This window comes from Mesorhizobium prunaredense (genome assembly GCF_900156895.1).
In the GTDB taxonomy this organism is placed as follows: domain Bacteria; phylum Pseudomonadota; class Alphaproteobacteria; order Rhizobiales; family Rhizobiaceae; genus Mesorhizobium; species Mesorhizobium prunaredense.
On record NZ_FTPD01000067.1, the window covers coordinates 534,924 to 550,698 of the forward strand.

Below are 15,775 nucleotides of genomic sequence, written 5' to 3' on the forward strand. Positions count from 1 at the left end.
CGAACAATGCTTCAGGACAAAGACCGCATCTTCAACAACATCTACGGCCGCTTCGACAAGTCGCTGGCCGGTGCGATGGCGCGCGGCGCCTGGGACAACACGCCCGGCATCATCGCCAAGGGGCGCGACTGGATCGTCAACGAGATGAAGGCATCAGGCCTGCGCGGCCGCGGCGGCGCCGGCTTCCCGACCGGGCTGAAGTGGTCGTTCATGCCCAAGCAGAGTGACGGCCGGCCGAGCTATCTCGTCGTCAATGCCGACGAATCCGAACCCGGCACCTGCAAGGACCGCGACATATTGCGCCATGACCCGCATACGCTGGTCGAAGGCTGCCTGATCGCCGGCTTCGCCATGGGCGCGATCGCCGCCTACATCTATGTGCGCGGCGAGTTCATCCGCGAGCGCGAGGCGCTGCAGCGCGCCATCGACGAGGCCTATGCGGCCAAGCTGATCGGCAAGAACAACATTTCCGGCTACGATTTCGACATCTACATGCACCATGGCGCCGGCGCCTATATCTGCGGCGAGGAAACGGCGCTGCTCGAAAGCCTCGAAGGCAAGAAGGGCCAGCCGCGGCTGAAACCGCCGTTTCCGGCCAATGTCGGCCTCTATGGCTGCCCGACGACGGTCAACAATGTCGAGTCGATCGCGGTGGCGCCGACCATTTTGCGCCGCGGCGCTGCCTGGTTCTCGTCCATCGGCCGGCCCAACAATGTCGGCACCAAGCTGTTCTGCGTTTCGGGCCACGTCAACACTCCGTGCACCGTCGAAGAAGCGATGTCGATCCCGTTCCGCGAGCTGATCGAGACGCATTGCGGCGGCATTCGCGGCGGCTGGGACAATCTGCTGGCGGTCATTCCGGGCGGCGCTTCGGTGCCGCTGGTGCCGGCGGAGCAGATCATCGACGCGCCGATGGATTTCGATGCGCTGCGTGACCTGAAATCGGGTCTCGGCACGGCGGCTGTCATCGTCATGGACAAATCGACCGATATCGTGAAGGCGATTGCCCGGCTTTCCTACTTCTACAAGCACGAGAGCTGCGGCCAGTGCACGCCGTGCCGCGAAGGCACCGGCTGGATGTGGCGGGTGATGGAGCGGCTGGTGCGCGGCGAGGCGCAGAAGCGTGAGATCGACATGCTGCTCGACGTGACCAAACAGGTCGAAGGCCACACGATCTGCGCGCTGGGCGATGCGGCGGCGTGGCCGATCCAGGGCCTGATGCGGCATTTCCGCGGCGAGGTGGAGCGGCGTATCGACGAGTTTTCGCGCAATGCGCACCGGGCAGAGCCGGTGATGGTGGCGGCGGAATAGACGAATTTGAAGCGGGCGAGTGCCCGATTTGAGATACGGGCGAATGCCCGATCTGAGATACGGGCAAGAGCCCGATCTGAAATACGGGCAAGTGCCCGATTTGAGGAAACAGGCCGGGGCATACGGAAGAAACGACCAGGAGACCACCTATGTCGCTGCATTCGAGACCCGATTATTTGATGCCAGATTTGGACCCGTTCGAGAAGATGAACCAGGACCTGACCAGGATGATGCCGAAGGAGATGGCCAGCGCCGTCAATCTCCTGGCGCATCCTGTCGCGGGTGCGGCAGCGATGTCGGCGCTTGGCATCGGGCTTGCCAATCATGCCTTTGGGGTGTGGATGGGCGTGCTCTCGGGCGCCGCCGAGGCCTCGCAGCGGCTCTTCCAGCCGATCGTCGACGATTTCGATGCCAGGGTCGAAGGCTTTTCGCAGACAGGGACAAGCTCCTCGACCAAGGCGCGCGCGACGACGAAAACCTTGATCGCCGAGGCGCAGTCCTTCGCCAGGGACGTGAACGACATAGCCGCGAACAGTAGGGATGATGCACGCAGCGTCGTGGATGCGGCTGCCGCCCCGGCCGGGTTGATGCCCGAGGATTTCAAGCAGCCCAAGGCCATGGATCGCCCGGAAAATCCGGCCGACCTCAAGGCGATATCGGGCATCGGGCCGAAACTGGAACAGGTGCTGAACGGCCTGGGCGTCTGGACGTATGGCCAGATCGCGGCATGGACGCCGGAAGAGATCGCCTGGGTCGACGATTATCTGTCGTTCAAGGGCCGCATCGGTCGCGACAACTGGCTTGGCCAGGCGGCGGCGCTGGCCGCGGCCAAACGTTGAATTCAATGCCGGGCGCGGTTTCGGCTGCGCCCGGAAAGAAAGATTGCGGAATGTCCGCAGGGGTTTGAGACGAAATGGCAAAGCTCAAGGTCGACGGGAAAGAGATTACTGTACCCGACCACTACACGCTGCTGCAGGCAGCCGAGGACGCCGGCGCGGAAGTGCCGCGCTTCTGCTTCCATGAGCGGCTGTCGATCGCCGGCAATTGCCGCATGTGCCTGATCGAGGTGAAGGGCGGGCCGCCCAAGCCGCAGGCGTCCTGCGCCATGGGCGTGCGCGATCTGCGTCCGGGACCAAATGGCGAAACGCCGGAAATCTTCACCAACACGCCGATGGTCAAGAAGGCCCGGGAAGGCGTGATGGAATTCCTGCTGATCAACCATCCGCTCGATTGCCCGATCTGCGACCAGGGCGGCGAGTGCGACCTGCAGGACCAGGCGATGGCGTTCGGCGTCGATTCCTCGCGCTATCACGAGAACAAGCGGGCGGTCGAAGACAAGTATATCGGGCCGCTGGTCAAGACGATCATGAACCGCTGCATCCATTGCACGCGCTGCGTCCGCTTCACCACCGAAATTGCCGGCATTTCCGAGCTCGGCCTGATCGGCCGCGGTGAGGACGCCGAAATCACCACTTATCTCGAAAGCGCGATGACATCGGAACTGCAGGGCAACGTCATCGATCTTTGCCCGGTCGGTGCGCTGACCTCCAAGCCCTACGCCTTCCAGGCGCGGCCGTGGGAACTGACCAAGACCGAATCCATCGACGTCATGGATGCCGTCGGCTCGGCGATCCGCGTCGACAGCCGAGGCCGCGAGGTGATGCGCATCCTGCCGCGCACCAACGAGGCGGTGAACGAGGAGTGGATTTCCGACAAGACCCGCTTCATCTGGGACGGCTTGCGCACCCAGCGCCTCGACCGCCCATATGTCCGCAAGAACGGCAAGCTGGCCCCGGCAAGCTGGGCCGAGGCTTTTTCCGCGATCAAGGAAGCGGTGTCGAGCACCGCGCCCGACAAGATCGGCGCCATATCAGGCGATCTCGCCGCCGTCGAGGAGATCTATGCGCTGAAGCTGCTGATGGCCTCGCTCGGCTCGAAAAGCACCGACTGCCGCCAGGATGGCGCTGCGCTCGATCCGTCGCTCGGCCGGGCAAGCTATCTCTTCAATCCGACCATCGAGGGCATCGAGCAGGCCGACGCGGTGCTGATCATCGGCGCCAATCCGCGCTTCGAGGCGTCCTTGCTCAACGCCCGCATCCGCAAGCGCTGGCGGGTCGGCAACCTGCCGGTCGGCGTCATCGGCGATATCGGCGATACGCGCTACGACTATGAGCAGCTCGGCGCCGGACCGGAATCGCTGAAGGATTTGACCGACGGCAACGGCAAATTCTTCCAGGTGCTGAAGCAGGCGACGCATCCGCTTGTTATCGTCGGTCAGGGCGCGCTGTCGCGCTCGGACGGCGCGGCCGTGCTCGGCCAGGCGGCGAAGCTCAGCCTGGCCGTCAATGCTGCGAGAGCCGACTGGAACGGGTTTGCCGTGCTGCACACTGCGGCGGCGCGTGTCGGCGGTCTCGATGTCGGCTTCGTGCCGGGCGAGGGCGGCAAGAACGTCGCCGGCATGCTGGGCGACATGGAGGTGCTGTTCCTGCTCGGCGCCGACGAGATCGACATGGCCAAGACCGGCGGCGCCTTCGTCGTCTATATCGGCACGCATGGCGACCACGGCGCGCACCGCGCCGACGTCATCCTGCCGGGCGCCGCCTATACCGAAAAATCGGGCACGTACGTCAACACCGAGGGCCGCGTGCAGCAGACCAACCGTGCCGGCTTCGCGCCGGGCGATGCGCGCGAGGACTGGGCGATCCTGCGGGCGCTGTCGGATGTGTTGGGCAAGAGATTGTCGTTCGATTCGCTGCCGCAGCTGCGCGCAAAACTCTATGGCGAATACCCGCATCTTGCCCGCATCGACCAGGTCGCGGCCGGCAATGCTGACGATGTCGCCAAGGTGGCAAAGCTCGGCGGGCGGCTGGGCAAGGGCGCCTTCACCTCGCCGGTCAAGGATTTCTACCTGACCAATCCGATCGCGCGGGCTTCCGCAGTGATGGCGGAGTGCTCGGCGCTGGCGAAAAACGGCTTCAGGCAGGCGGCGGAATAGCATGGACACCTTCTTCTCCTTCTACGTGCTGCCGGCGCTGCTCATCCTGCTGAAGTCAGTCGTGCTGATCGTCGTGCTGTTGATCTTCGTCGCCTACATCCTGTACGCGGACCGCAAGATCTGGGCGGCGGTGCAGTTGCGCCGCGGCCCGAACGTCGTCGGCCCATGGGGCACGCTGCAGGCTTTCGCCGACCTTCTGAAGTTCGTGTTCAAGGAGCCGGTGATTCCGTCCGGCGCCAACAAGGGCGTTTTTCTGCTGGCGCCCTTGGTTTCGGCGGTTTTGGCGATCTCGGCCTGGGCGGTGATACCGGTCAATGAGGGCTGGGCGATCGCCAACGTCAATGTCGGCATCCTCTACGTCTTCGCCATCTCCTCGCTCGAGGTCTATGGCGTGATCATGGGCGGCTGGGCGTCCAACTCGAAATATCCGTTCCTCGGCGCGCTGCGCTCGGCCGCGCAGATGGTGTCCTACGAGGTCTCGATCGGCTTCGTCATCGTCACAGTGCTGCTTTGCGTCGGCTCGCTCAACCTGTCCGACATCGTGCTGTCGCAGCAGGACGGGCTGGGCACGCGGGTCGGCCTGCCCAACACCTTCCTCGACTGGCATTGGCTGTCGCTGTTCCCGATGTTCGTCATCTTCTTCATCTCGGCGCTGGCCGAAACGAACCGCCCTCCCTTCGACCTGGTGGAAGCCGAATCGGAACTCGTCGCCGGCCATATGGTCGAATATTCATCGACGCCGTTCCTGCTGTTCTTCCTCGGCGAGTATGTCGCCATCGTGCTGATGTGCGCGCTGGCCACCATCCTGTTCCTCGGCGGCTGGCTGCCGCCCTTCGATTTCGCTCCCTTCACCTGGGTGCCGGGTCTGATCTGGTTCGTCCTCAAGGTCTGCCTGGTGTTCTTCATGATCTCGATGGTGAAGGCCTTCGTGCCGCGCTACCGCTACGACCAGCTGATGCGGCTCGGCTGGAAGGTCTTCCTGCCGATCTCGCTGGCGATGGTGGTGATTGTCGCCGCGTTCCTCAAGATCACGGGGTTTGCGTGATGGGCGATCCGGCAATCCTGGTGCTTGGCGCCGCTGCCGGCGCCTTGGTGGCATGGCTGACGTCTATTTCCGCGTTGCCGACTGCGCTGCACATGTTTGGGCGTTCAAAAGGGCTCGGCCTGCCCCTTTCCATCGAGGAAAAGCAAATGCGCGAGCATTTGGTCCGTAGGCTCTACACTGTGGTGGCTCCGCTCGTATGTGGCGTCGGCGGCGCCGTATTCGCGTTGCAAATGTTCGGGAGTGGCGAATGGGTGCGTTAACTCAAGCCGCAAAATCGCTGCTGCTGCAGGATTTCGTCAGCGCCTTCTTCCTGTCGATGCGCCAGTTCTTCGCGCCGAAGGAGACGATCAACTATCCGCATGAGAAGGGGCCGGTGAGCCCGCGCTTCCGCGGCGAGCATGCGCTGCGCCGCTATCCGAACGGCGAGGAACGTTGCATCGCCTGCAAATTGTGCGAGGCGATCTGCCCGGCGCAGGCGATCACCATCGAGGCCGGCCCGCGCCGTAATGACGGCACCCGCCGCACGGTGCGCTACGACATCGACATGGTGAAGTGCATCTATTGCGGCTTCTGCCAGGAAGCCTGTCCGGTCGACGCCATCGTCGAGGGGCCGAATTTCGAGTTCGCGACCGAGACGCGCGAGGAACTTTATTACGACAAGGACAAGCTCTTGGCCAATGGCGACCGCTGGGAGCGCGAACTGGCGCGCAATATCTCGCTGGACGCGCCGTACCGATAGGGCTGCTCTCTTCTCCCCGTTCACGGGGAGAAGATGCCGGCAGGCAGATGAGGGGCGGCGCCAACGCCTCGAAATTCAGCCCTGCCCCTCATCCGGCCCTTCGGGCCACCTTCTCCCCGTAAACGGGGAGAAGGAAATGGAATGACGCATGGACGAGGCGAAGGGCCTCGTTTAAGGAACACGCGGCTTCGGCACCGGAGGCGGAACCAAGCCACACATCGAACAGGACGAACGTCCTGTTCGGACAGGAACCCGGGGGAACCCATGCTGAATGGACTAGAGGCGGCCTTTTTCTACCTCTTCGCCTTTTTCGCGGTGGCGTCGGCGTTCATGGTCATTTCGGCGCGCAATCCCGTGCATTCGGTGCTGTTCCTGATCCTGACCTTCTTCAATGCCGCCGGCCTGTTCATGCTGACCGGCGCCGAGTTCCTGGCGATGATCCTGCTCGTCGTCTATGTCGGCGCGGTCATGGTGCTGTTCCTGTTCGTCGTCATGATGCTCGACGTCGATTTCGCCGAAATGAAGGAAGGCGCCCTGCAATATGCGCCGATCGGCGCGCTGGTCGGGCTGATCCTGGCGGCTGAGCTGATCATCGTGCTCGGCGGCTATACGTTCGCGCCGCAACTGGCGGCGACGGTTTCGAAGCCCATTCCGGACCTTGCCGCGCGCTCGAACACCGCAGCACTCGGCGACATCCTCTATACCGACTACCTCTACTATTTCCAGATTGCGGGCCTTGTGCTGCTGGTCGCCATGATCGGCGCCATCGTGCTGACGCTGCGCCACAAGCCGGGCATTAAGCGGCAGTCAATCGCCGCCCAGGTCGGCCGCACGCCGGCAACGGGAATGGAAATCCGCAAGGTCAAGACGGGCGAAGGAATCTGAGATGGTTGTCGGCATCGCACACTATCTGACCGTATCGGCGATCCTGTTCACGCTCGGCGTGTTCGGCATTTTCCTGAACCGCAGGAACATCATCGTCATCCTGATGTCGATCGAGCTGATCCTGCTCGCGGTCAACATCAATTTCGTCGCCTTCTCGGCAGCACTCGGCGATCTCGTCGGACAGGTGTTCGCGATGTTCGTGCTGACGGTCGCAGCGGCTGAAGCGGCGATCGGCCTCGCCATTCTCGTCGTCTTCTTCCGCAACCGCGGTTCGATCGCGGTCGAAGACGTGAACATGATGAAGGGTTGACGGAAACCACCATGTATCAGGCCATCGTCTTCCTTCCTCTGCTCGGCTTCCTGATCGTCGGCCTGTTCGGCACGTCGCTCGGCGCCAAGGCGTCCGAATACATCACCTCCGGCTTCCTGGTGATATCAGCCGTGCTGTCGTGGGTCGCCTTCTTCTCGGTCGGCTTCGGCGAGGGCGAGGTGTTCACCGTGCCGGTGATGCGCTGGATCCAGTCGGGCGGGCTGGAGGCCGCATGGGCGCTGCGCATCGACACGCTGACGGTGGTGATGCTGGTCGTCGTCAACACGGTGTCGGCGCTGGTCCACATCTACTCGATCGGCTACATGCATCACGACCCGAACCGGCCGCGCTTCTTCGCCTATCTGTCGCTGTTCACCTTTGCCATGCTGATGCTGGTGACGGCCGACAACCTCGTGCAGATGTTCTTTGGCTGGGAAGGCGTCGGTCTCGCCTCCTACCTGCTGATCGGCTTCTGGTACAAGAAGCCGTCGGCCAATGCCGCCGCGATCAAGGCCTTCATCGTCAACCGCGTCGGCGATTTCGGTTTCGCGCTCGGCATCTTCGGCGTGTTCGTGCTGTTCGGCTCGGTCAATCTCGGCACCATCTTCGCCAATGCGGCGACGTTCATTCCGGCTGAAGGCGGCTCGCAGGGCGCTGCCGTGCTGACCTTCCTCGGCTATGCACTCGACAAGCAGGCTGCGATGACCGTCGTCTGTCTCTTGCTGTTCATGGGCGCCATGGGCAAGTCGGCCCAGGTGCCGCTGCACACCTGGCTGCCGGACGCCATGGAAGGCCCGACGCCGGTCTCGGCGCTCATCCATGCCGCCACCATGGTGACGGCCGGCGTGTTCATGCTGGCGCGGCTGTCGCCGCTGTTCGAACTGTCGCATTCGGCGCTTATCGTGGTCACCTTCATCGGCGCCTTCACCGCCTTCTTCGCGGCGACCGTCGGCCTCGTCCAGAACGACATCAAGCGCGTCATTGCCTATTCGACCTGCTCGCAGCTCGGCTACATGTTCGTGGCGCTCGGCGTCGGCGCCTATGGCGCGGCGATCTTCCATCTGTTCACGCATGCCTTCTTCAAGGCGCTGCTGTTCCTCGGCTCGGGCTCGGTGATCCACGCCGTCTCGGACGAACAGGACATGCGCAGGATGGGCGGCCTCAGAACGCTCATTCCGAAGACCTACTGGATGATGGTGATCGGTACGCTGGCGCTGACCGGCGTCGGCATTCCGGTGACTGTGATCGGCACCGCCGGCTTCTTCTCCAAGGACGCGATCATCGAAAGCGCCTTTGCCGCGCACAATCCGGTCGCCGGCCTTGCCTTCGTGCTGCTGGTCGTCGCCGCCTGCTTCACCAGCTTCTATTCCTGGCGGCTGATCTTCATGACCTTCCACGGCCAGCCGCGGGCGAGCCACGAGGTCATGCACCATGTCCATGAATCGCCGCCGGTCATGCTGGTGCCGCTGTTCATCCTGGCGGCGGGCTCGCTGTTCGCCGGCGTGATCTTCCATGCCGCCTTCATCGGCGAGGGCTATGCCGAGTTCTGGAAGGCGTCGCTGTTCACGCTGCCGGAAAACCATATCCTGCACGACATCCACGAAGTGCCGCTGTGGGTGAAGCTGGCGCCGTTCATCGCCATGCTGATCGGCTTTGCGATTGCCTGGCAATTCTACATCCGCGCGCCGGAAATGCCGAAGAATTTGGCGGCGCAGCATCGCGGGCTCTACGCCTTCCTGCTCAACAAGTGGTATTTCGACGAACTCTACGACCTCCTGTTCGTGCGGCCGGCAAAACGCCTCGGCCACTTCCTGTGGAAGACCGGTGACGGCACCGTCATCGACGGGCTTGGTCCGGACGGCGTTTCGGCGCGCGTCGTCGACGTCACCAACCGGGTCGTCAAGCTGCAGACCGGCTACCTCTATCATTATGCCTTCGCCATGCTGATCGGCGTTGCCGCACTCGTCACCTGGATGATGCTCTGATGACCGCCTGGCCGATCCTCTCGCTGGTCACCTTCCTGCCGCTGGTTGGTGTGCTGTTCATTCTGCTGATCAATGACGACAGCGAGAATGCGCGCCGCAACATCCGCGCCATCGCGTTGTGGACGACTGGTATCACCTTCATCATCTCGCTGTTCATCTGGACCGGCTTCGACAATGCGGAGCCTGGCTTCCAGTTCGTCGAGAAGTTTGCCTGGCTTGATTCCGGCATCTCCTACCATATGGGCGTCGACGGTATCTCCATGCTGTTCGTCATCCTGACCACCTTCCTGATGCCGCTCTGCATCCTGGCTTCGTGGGAATCGATCGAGAAGCGCGTCAAGGCCTACATGATCGCTTTCCTGCTGCTGGAGACGCTGATGATCGGCGTGTTCTGCGCGCTCGACATCGTCTTGTTCTATGTCTTCTTCGAAGCCGGCCTGATCCCGATGTTCATCATCATCGGCGTGTGGGGCGGCAAGCGGCGCGTCTACGCCTCGTTCAAGTTCTTCCTCTACACGCTGGCCGGCTCGGTGCTGATGCTGCTCGCCATCATGGCGATGTTCTTCCAGTCCGGCACCACCGACATCCCGACGCTCCTGACGCACAACTTCCCGGCCTCCATGCAGACCTGGCTATGGCTTGCCTTCTTTGCCTCCTTCGCCGTGAAGATGCCGATGTGGCCGGTGCACACCTGGCTGCCGGACGCCCATGTCGAGGCGCCGACGGCCGGTTCGGTGATCCTGGCCGCCATCCTGCTGAAGATGGGCGGATATGGCTTCCTGCGCTTCTCCTTGCCGATGTTTCCGATCGCCTCGGAGATGTTTGCGCCGCTGGTCTTCGCGCTGTCCGTCGTCGCCATCATCTACACCTCGCTGGTGGCGCTGATGCAGGAGGACATGAAGAAGCTGATCGCCTATTCGTCGGTCGCCCATATGGGCTTCGTCACCATGGGCATCTTCGCGATGAACCAGGAAGGCGTCCAGGGGGCGATCTTCCAGATGCTGTCGCACGGTCTGGTCTCCGGCGCGCTGTTCCTGTGCGTCGGCGTCATCTACGATCGCATGCACACGCGCGACATCGACGCCTATGGCGGGCTGGTCAACAACATGCCGAAATACGCCACCGTGTTCATGATCTTCACCATGGCCAATGTCGGCCTGCCCGGCACCAGCGGCTTCGTCGGCGAGTTCCTGACCATGCTCGGCGTGTTCCGGGTCAACACCTGGGTGGCGTTCTTCGCCGCCACCGGCGTCATCCTGTCGGCGGCCTATGCGCTTTGGCTGTATCGCCGGGTGATCTTCGGCGCGCTGAGCAAGGACAGCCTGAAAGGCCTGCTCGACCTGTCGACGCGCGAGAAGGTGATCATCTACCCGCTGGCCGTGCTGGTCATCTTTTTCGGCGTCTACCCGGCGCCGGTCTTCGACGCGACCGCCGCGTCGGTCAAGGCGCTCGTCACCAATGTCACCGCATCCATCGACACCGCGCAGACCGCGGCGGCGAACTGACCCGAGAGGTTTGCGAACCATGACGCCGGACCTTCTCTCCAGCCTGTCGCTGTCGACACCAGAGCTGATCCTCGCCGTCGGCGCCCTGGCGCTGCTGATGCTCGGCGCCTATTCGCGCGCCAACACCACCACCACGGTGAGCGGCCTTGCCGTCGCCGTCCTGGTGGTTGCCGGCGTCTGGACGATCTTTTCCACCGGGCAGGGCAACGCTTACGGCGAAGCCTTCGTCCAGGATCCCTTCGCCCGCTTCATGAAGGTGCTGGCGCTGATCGGGTCGGCGGTGACGCTGGTCATGTCGATGCGCTTCGCCAAGGCGGAGCATTTCGACAAGTTCGAGTATCCGGTGCTGATCCTGCTGTGCACGCTCGGCATGATGCTGATGATCTCGGCCAACGGCATGATCGGGCTTTATCTCGGCCTCGAACTGCAGTCGCTGGCAATCTACGTGCTGGCGGCGATCAACCGGGACAATCTGCGCTCGACCGAGGCGGGGCTAAAATATTTCGTCCTCGGCGCGCTGTCGTCGGGCATGCTGCTTTACGGCATCAGCCTCGTCTACGGCTACACCGGCAACACCGGCTTCCAGGAGATCGCCGCAGCACTTGGCGGCGGCGAGCGGCAGCTTGGCCTGGTCTTCGGCCTGGTCTTCGTGCTGGCCGGCCTTGCCTTCAAGATATCGGCGGTGCCGTTCCATATGTGGACGCCCGACGTCTATGAAGGCGCGCCGACGCCGGTGACGGCCTTCCTCGCTGCGGCGCCGAAGATGGCGGCGATGGCGCTGATCGTGCGCGTCACCATGGACGCCTTCCAGCCGATCGCCGCCGACTGGCAGCAGATCATCGTCTTCATCTCGATCGCCTCGATGCTGCTCGGCGCCTTTGCGGCTATCGGCCAGACCAACATCAAGCGGCTGATGGCCTATTCCTCGATCGGCCATATGGGCTACGCCCTGGTCGGCCTCGCCGCCAACAGCCAGGCCGGCGTGCGCGGCGTCGCCATCTACATGCTGATCTATCTGGTGATGACGCTCGGCACCTTCGCCTTCATCCTCGCCATGCGGCGCAAGGAAGGCAATGTCGAACAGATCAGCGATCTCGCCGGGCTGTCGTCGACCAATCCGATCATGGCAACGATCCTGACCATCCTGATGTTCTCGCTGGCCGGCATTCCGCCGCTCGCCGGTTTCTGGGGGAAATGGTACGTGTTCCTTGCCGCCATCAACGCCAACCTCTACGCGCTGGCGATCATCGGCGTGCTGGCCTCGGTGGTGGGCGCTTATTATTATCTGCGGATCATCAAGATCATGTGGTTCGACGAACCGGTCGGCGGCTTCGTGCCGATGGCGACCGAGCTTCGCGTCGTGCTTGGTGTCTGCGGCGCCTTCGTGCTGTTCTATGTGCTGATCGGCGGGCCGATCGGCACCTATGCCGAAGCCGCCGCCAAGACATTCTTCTGACGGGATGGCATTTCGGCTGGCTCCAACAGCGGCCTCGGAAGGGTTCCGGCTCGAGGCACATGACACGGTCGGTTCCACCAATGCGCTGGCGCTCGACCGTGCGCGGGCAGGAGATCCGGGCAAGCTCTGGGTCGTTTCGAAAAAACAGGACAGCGGGCGTGGCCGGCGCGGCCGGGTCTGGGCGACGCCCGAGGGCAATCTGGCGGCGACGCTGCTGGTGGTCACCAATGCCGAGCTTCGCCTGGCCGCGACGCTCGGCTTCGTCGCCGGGCTGGCGCTCGCCGATGCGCTCGACGCCGTCGTGCCGAAGGGCAGGATCGCAATCGGCCTCGACGGCGGCAGCGATGGAAAAAACCGTTTCGAGCTGAAATGGCCAAACGATGTGCTCGCCTCCGGCGCCAAGCTTGCCGGCATCCTGCTGGAATCGGCGATACTCGAAGGCGATCGCTTCGCGGTGGCGGTGGGCATCGGTGTCAATGTTGTGGCATACCCCAAGGATTTGCCTTATCCCGCGACATCGCTTGGCGCGCTGGGCGCTGCTTGCGATGCCGAGACATTGTTTCTGGCGCTGTCGGATGCCTGGAGCGAGAATGCGCGGCTGTGGAACGATGGGCGCGGGCTGGCCGCCGTCAGGCGGCGCTGGCTGGCGCGCGCGGCAGGGCTTGGCGGGCAGGTTGCTGTCAGAATTGACGGTAATGTGGTGCGCGGCACGTTCGAGACCATTGACGAGGACTGCCGTTTCGTGATCCGCGACGATGAGGGTTCGGTTCTGACGATCGCCGCCGGCGACGTGCATTTCGGTGCGGTCGCGTCGGCCCAGGTTTGACAGGCCCCCAGGTTTGACAGGCCAAGGTTTTTGACAGGCCAAGGTTTTTGACGGGCTCAGGTTTGACTGGCCCCAGATTTTGACGGGCTTGGGTTGACCGGCCAGGAAAGGAATGATCATGGCGACAGCGGAAACCGCCGAACTTGTCTTCGTGCCGCTTGGCGGCGTCGGCGAGATCGGCATGAACTTCGCCCTCTATGGCTACGGGCCGGCCAATGCGCGCGAATGGATCGTCGTCGATGTCGGCGTGACCTTTCCCGATGCCAGCCTGCCTGGCGTCGACCTGGTGCTGCCCGACACGCGCTTCATCGAGGAGAACGTCGCCAATCTGCGCGGCATCGTCATCACGCACGCGCATGAGGACCACTACGGCGCGCTGCTCGACACATGGCCGAAGCTCAAGGCGCCGGTCTGGATGACGCCGTTCGGCGCTGGATTGCTGGAAGCCAAGCGGCAGGGCGAGCAGGGCGCACCAAAGATCCCGGTGACGATCTACCGCGCCGGTGAAAAGTTCAGCGTCGGCCCGTTCGAGATCGAGGCCATCCCGGTTGCGCATTCGATCCCCGAACCGATGTCGCTGGCGATCACCTCGCCGGCCGGTACCGTCATCCACACCGGCGACTGGAAGATCGATCCGGCGCCGACGATCGGTCCGCTGACCGACGAGGCGCGCTTTCGCGCCTATGGCGACAAGGGCGTGCTGGCGTTGATCTGCGATTCCACCAATGCGCTGCGGGAAGGGGTGTCGCCGTCGGAAGTCGCGGTTGGCGAGGGCCTCAAGGGCGTCATCCAGAGCGCCAAGGGCCGCGTTGCGGTCACCACCTTTTCCTCCAATGTCGGACGCATCGTCTCCATTGCCAAGGCGGCACGCGATGCCGGCCGGCAGTGCCTGGTGCTCGGCCGCTCGCTGAAGCGCGTCATCGATGTTGCCGGCGAGCTCGGCTACATGGATGGGCTGCCCGAATTCATCGCCGAGGAGGACTTTGGCTTCATCCCGCGCGAAAACCTCGTCATCATCTGCACCGGCAGCCAGGGCGAGCCGCTTGCGGCACTGGCGAAACTGTCGCGCGAGGAGATGAAATCGGTGTCGCTGACGGCAGGCGACACGGTGGTGTTTTCCTCGCGCACCATTCCCGGCAACGAGAAGGGTATCCTCGAGATCAAGAACCGGCTGATCGATCTCGGCATCAAGATCATCGAGGACGGCGATGCGCTGGTGCATGTCTCGGGCCATCCGCGCCGCAGCGAGTTGCGCAAGATGTATGAATGGGTGCGCCCGCAGATCGGCGTTCCCGTGCATGGCGAGGCGGCGCATCTGGTGGCGCAGGGATCGCTGATGTCGGTGTCCGGCATCGGCCAGGTGGCGCAGGTGCGCAACGGCGACATGCTGCGGCTCTATCCCGGTGCGGCGACGATCATCGACCAGGTGCCGTTCGGCCGCATCTACAAGGACGGCAGGCTGATCGGCACCGACCAGGCGATGGGCATTCGCGACCGGCGCAAGCTGTCTTTCGCTGGCCACGTGGCGGTCAATGTCGTGCTCGACGACAAATATGAGCTCGCCGGCGATCCCGATCTGGTCGCCATCGGCGTCGCCGAGGCCGATGCCCGCGGCGAGAGCCTGGAAGACCTGATGATCGATGCGGCAATCGGCGCCGTGGACTCCATCCCCCGTCAGCGCCGAAAAGACCTCGACCTCGTGCAGGAGGCAGTGCGCCGCGCCGTCCGTGGCGCCGCCAATGAAGCCTGGGGCAAGAAGCCGCTGGTGACGGTGTTCGTCACGCGGTGACGAAGTAGGGGAATAAGGGAGTAGGGGAATAAGGGAGTAGGGAAGAGCGAATAGCTTTGCGGTCGACCCTGCGGACTTTTTTCCCTACTCCCCTACTGCCTTATTCCCCTACTCCCCTAACTTTCCACGGAGTTCCAATGCTTGGACGCCTGAACCATGTCGCGCTTGCCGTGCCGGATCTGGCTGCGGCGACAGCGGCTTATCGAGACACGCTCGGCGCTCGGGTGACAGCGCCGCAGGCGCTGCCGGAGCATGGCGTGACGGTGGTGTTCGTCGATGTCGGCAATACCAAGATCGAATTGCTGGAGCCGCTTGGTGAGGGTTCGCCGATCGCGGCATTCCTCGAGAAGAACCCCTCGGGCGGCATGCATCATCTGTGCTATGAGGTCGACGATATTCTTGCCGCGCGTGATCACCTCATCGCCAGCGGCGCCCGCGTCCTCGGCGACGGCAACCCGAAGACCGGCGCGCACGGCAAGCCGGTGCTGTTCCTGCATCCCAAGGATTTCTTCGGCACGCTGGTCGAACTGGAGCAAGCATGAGCTGGGTTTCATTTCTCGCCCTGTTCTTCATCACATGGTGGGTGGTGCTGTTCGCCATCCTGCCGTTCAGCCTGAGGACGCAGGACGAGGATGAGGACGTGACGCTGGGCACGGTATCCAGCGCGCCGCGCGGACCGCATATGCTGCGCGCGGTGCTGCGGACGACGATCGTCACGCTGGTTCTGCTTGGCATCTTTTATGGCATTACGCGGGGGCTCGGCCTCGGCATCGACGACATCCCGCACATCGTGCCGGATTTCATCCGGAGTCCCGAAAACTAGCTAGTGTCCGTCCATAAACAGTAACTTTTCGAAGTATTCATTGTAGACGCCCATGTAGGTATAGGTATTTCCGACTGTTTTTGTGGTTCGATGTGCATGGGGCGTT

General features: G+C 63.2%; 15 protein-coding genes. All 15 read left to right on the forward strand.

What is annotated here, in order from left to right:
• Positions 1-6: 6 nt before the first annotated feature.
• The 15 genes from nuoF (at position 7) to BQ8794_RS31945 (ending at position 15,669) form a co-directional block, all read left to right on the forward strand.
• A complete protein-coding gene (gene nuoF / locus BQ8794_RS31875) occupies positions 7-1,311 on the forward strand; it encodes an NADH-quinone oxidoreductase subunit NuoF (protein WP_077383420.1) in 1,305 nt (434 codons plus the stop codon).
• Positions 1,312-1,460: 149 nt separating this feature from the next.
• Positions 1,461-2,150, forward strand: coding sequence for an NADH-quinone oxidoreductase subunit E (locus tag BQ8794_RS31880; protein ID WP_077383421.1), 690 nt, complete (start codon positions 1,461-1,463; stop codon positions 2,148-2,150).
• Positions 2,151-2,224: 74 nt separating this feature from the next.
• Positions 2,225-4,306, forward strand: coding sequence for an NADH-quinone oxidoreductase subunit NuoG (gene nuoG / locus BQ8794_RS31885; RefSeq protein ID WP_077383422.1), 2,082 nt, complete (start codon positions 2,225-2,227; stop codon positions 4,304-4,306).
• Between the two features lies 1 nt (position 4,307).
• The gene (nuoH, locus tag BQ8794_RS31890; RefSeq protein WP_023798860.1) at positions 4,308-5,351 is read left to right on the forward strand and encodes an NADH-quinone oxidoreductase subunit NuoH; all 1,044 of its coding nucleotides are present in this window, start codon (positions 4,308-4,310) and stop codon (positions 5,349-5,351) included.
• A complete protein-coding gene (locus tag BQ8794_RS31895) occupies positions 5,351-5,611 on the forward strand; it encodes a hypothetical protein (protein ID WP_077383424.1) in 261 nt (86 codons plus the stop codon). The genes nuoH and BQ8794_RS31895 overlap by 1 nt, the downstream gene beginning before the upstream one ends.
• On the forward strand, positions 5,599-6,090 hold the full coding sequence (gene nuoI / locus BQ8794_RS31900) for an NADH-quinone oxidoreductase subunit NuoI (RefSeq protein WP_077383425.1): 492 nt from the start codon (positions 5,599-5,601) through the stop codon (positions 6,088-6,090). Before BQ8794_RS31895 ends, nuoI begins: the two co-directional genes overlap by 13 nt.
• Before the next feature lie 264 nt (positions 6,091-6,354).
• Entirely contained in the window at positions 6,355-6,975 is a 621-nt protein-coding gene (locus BQ8794_RS31905; RefSeq protein ID WP_077383427.1) for an NADH-quinone oxidoreductase subunit J, read from the forward strand.
• 1 nt (position 6,976) lies between these two features.
• Positions 6,977-7,285: an NADH-quinone oxidoreductase subunit NuoK gene (nuoK, locus tag BQ8794_RS31910; RefSeq protein ID WP_077383429.1), complete on the forward strand. Its 309-nt coding sequence runs from the start codon at positions 6,977-6,979 to the stop codon at positions 7,283-7,285.
• An 11-nt stretch (positions 7,286-7,296) separates the two neighbouring features.
• Positions 7,297-9,270 carry an NADH-quinone oxidoreductase subunit L gene (gene nuoL, locus BQ8794_RS31915; RefSeq protein WP_077383572.1) on the forward strand — a complete coding sequence of 658 codons (1,974 nt, stop codon included), beginning with the start codon at positions 7,297-7,299 and terminating at the stop codon, positions 9,268-9,270.
• On the forward strand, positions 9,270-10,775 hold the full coding sequence (locus tag BQ8794_RS31920) for an NADH-quinone oxidoreductase subunit M (protein WP_077383431.1): 1,506 nt from the start codon (positions 9,270-9,272) through the stop codon (positions 10,773-10,775). Before nuoL ends, BQ8794_RS31920 begins: the two co-directional genes overlap by 1 nt.
• Positions 10,776-10,794: 19 nt before the next feature.
• Positions 10,795-12,231, forward strand: a complete 1,437-nt coding sequence (gene nuoN / locus BQ8794_RS31925; protein ID WP_077383432.1) for an NADH-quinone oxidoreductase subunit NuoN — start codon at positions 10,795-10,797, stop codon at positions 12,229-12,231.
• 4 nt (positions 12,232-12,235) lie between these two features.
• Positions 12,236-13,057, forward strand: coding sequence for a biotin--[acetyl-CoA-carboxylase] ligase (locus BQ8794_RS31930; RefSeq protein WP_077383434.1), 822 nt, complete (start codon positions 12,236-12,238; stop codon positions 13,055-13,057).
• Between the two features lie 118 nt (positions 13,058-13,175).
• A complete protein-coding gene (locus BQ8794_RS31935) occupies positions 13,176-14,846 on the forward strand; it encodes a ribonuclease J (RefSeq protein WP_077383574.1) in 1,671 nt (556 codons plus the stop codon).
• Positions 14,847-14,983: 137 nt separating this feature from the next.
• On the forward strand, positions 14,984-15,388 hold the full coding sequence (mce, locus tag BQ8794_RS31940) for a methylmalonyl-CoA epimerase (protein ID WP_077383436.1): 405 nt from the start codon (positions 14,984-14,986) through the stop codon (positions 15,386-15,388).
• Complete coding sequence (locus tag BQ8794_RS31945) at positions 15,385-15,669, forward strand: DUF1467 family protein (protein WP_077383438.1); 285 nt, start codon at positions 15,385-15,387, stop codon at positions 15,667-15,669. The genes mce and BQ8794_RS31945 overlap by 4 nt, the downstream gene beginning before the upstream one ends.
• The last annotated feature ends 106 nt before the right edge of the window (positions 15,670-15,775 follow it).

Bases quoted from the DNA above. Each gene is read 5' to 3' on its own strand.
- mce (WP_077383436.1), top strand. From the start codon at position 14,984: ATGCTTGGACGCCTGAACCATGTCGCGCTTGCCGTGCCGGATCTGGCT.
- BQ8794_RS31880 (WP_077383421.1), top strand. From the start codon at position 1,461: ATGTCGCTGCATTCGAGACCCGATTATTTGATGCCAGATTTGGACCCG.
- BQ8794_RS31930 (WP_077383434.1), top strand. From the start codon at position 12,236: ATGGCATTTCGGCTGGCTCCAACAGCGGCCTCGGAAGGGTTCCGGCTC.
- BQ8794_RS31935 (WP_077383574.1), top strand. From the start codon at position 13,176: ATGGCGACAGCGGAAACCGCCGAACTTGTCTTCGTGCCGCTTGGCGGC.
- nuoL (WP_077383572.1), top strand. From the start codon at position 7,297: ATGTATCAGGCCATCGTCTTCCTTCCTCTGCTCGGCTTCCTGATCGTC.
- nuoN (WP_077383432.1), top strand. From the start codon at position 10,795: ATGACGCCGGACCTTCTCTCCAGCCTGTCGCTGTCGACACCAGAGCTG.
- nuoI (WP_077383425.1), top strand. From the start codon at position 5,599: ATGGGTGCGTTAACTCAAGCCGCAAAATCGCTGCTGCTGCAGGATTTC.
- BQ8794_RS31905 (WP_077383427.1), top strand. From the start codon at position 6,355: ATGCTGAATGGACTAGAGGCGGCCTTTTTCTACCTCTTCGCCTTTTTC.
- BQ8794_RS31920 (WP_077383431.1), top strand. From the start codon at position 9,270: ATGACCGCCTGGCCGATCCTCTCGCTGGTCACCTTCCTGCCGCTGGTT.
- nuoG (WP_077383422.1), top strand. From the start codon at position 2,225: ATGGCAAAGCTCAAGGTCGACGGGAAAGAGATTACTGTACCCGACCAC.
- BQ8794_RS31945 (WP_077383438.1), top strand. From the start codon at position 15,385: ATGAGCTGGGTTTCATTTCTCGCCCTGTTCTTCATCACATGGTGGGTG.
- nuoK (WP_077383429.1), top strand. From the start codon at position 6,977: ATGGTTGTCGGCATCGCACACTATCTGACCGTATCGGCGATCCTGTTC.
- BQ8794_RS31895 (WP_077383424.1), top strand. From the start codon at position 5,351: ATGGGCGATCCGGCAATCCTGGTGCTTGGCGCCGCTGCCGGCGCCTTG.
- nuoF (WP_077383420.1), top strand. From the start codon at position 7: ATGCTTCAGGACAAAGACCGCATCTTCAACAACATCTACGGCCGCTTC.
- nuoH (WP_023798860.1), top strand. From the start codon at position 4,308: ATGGACACCTTCTTCTCCTTCTACGTGCTGCCGGCGCTGCTCATCCTG.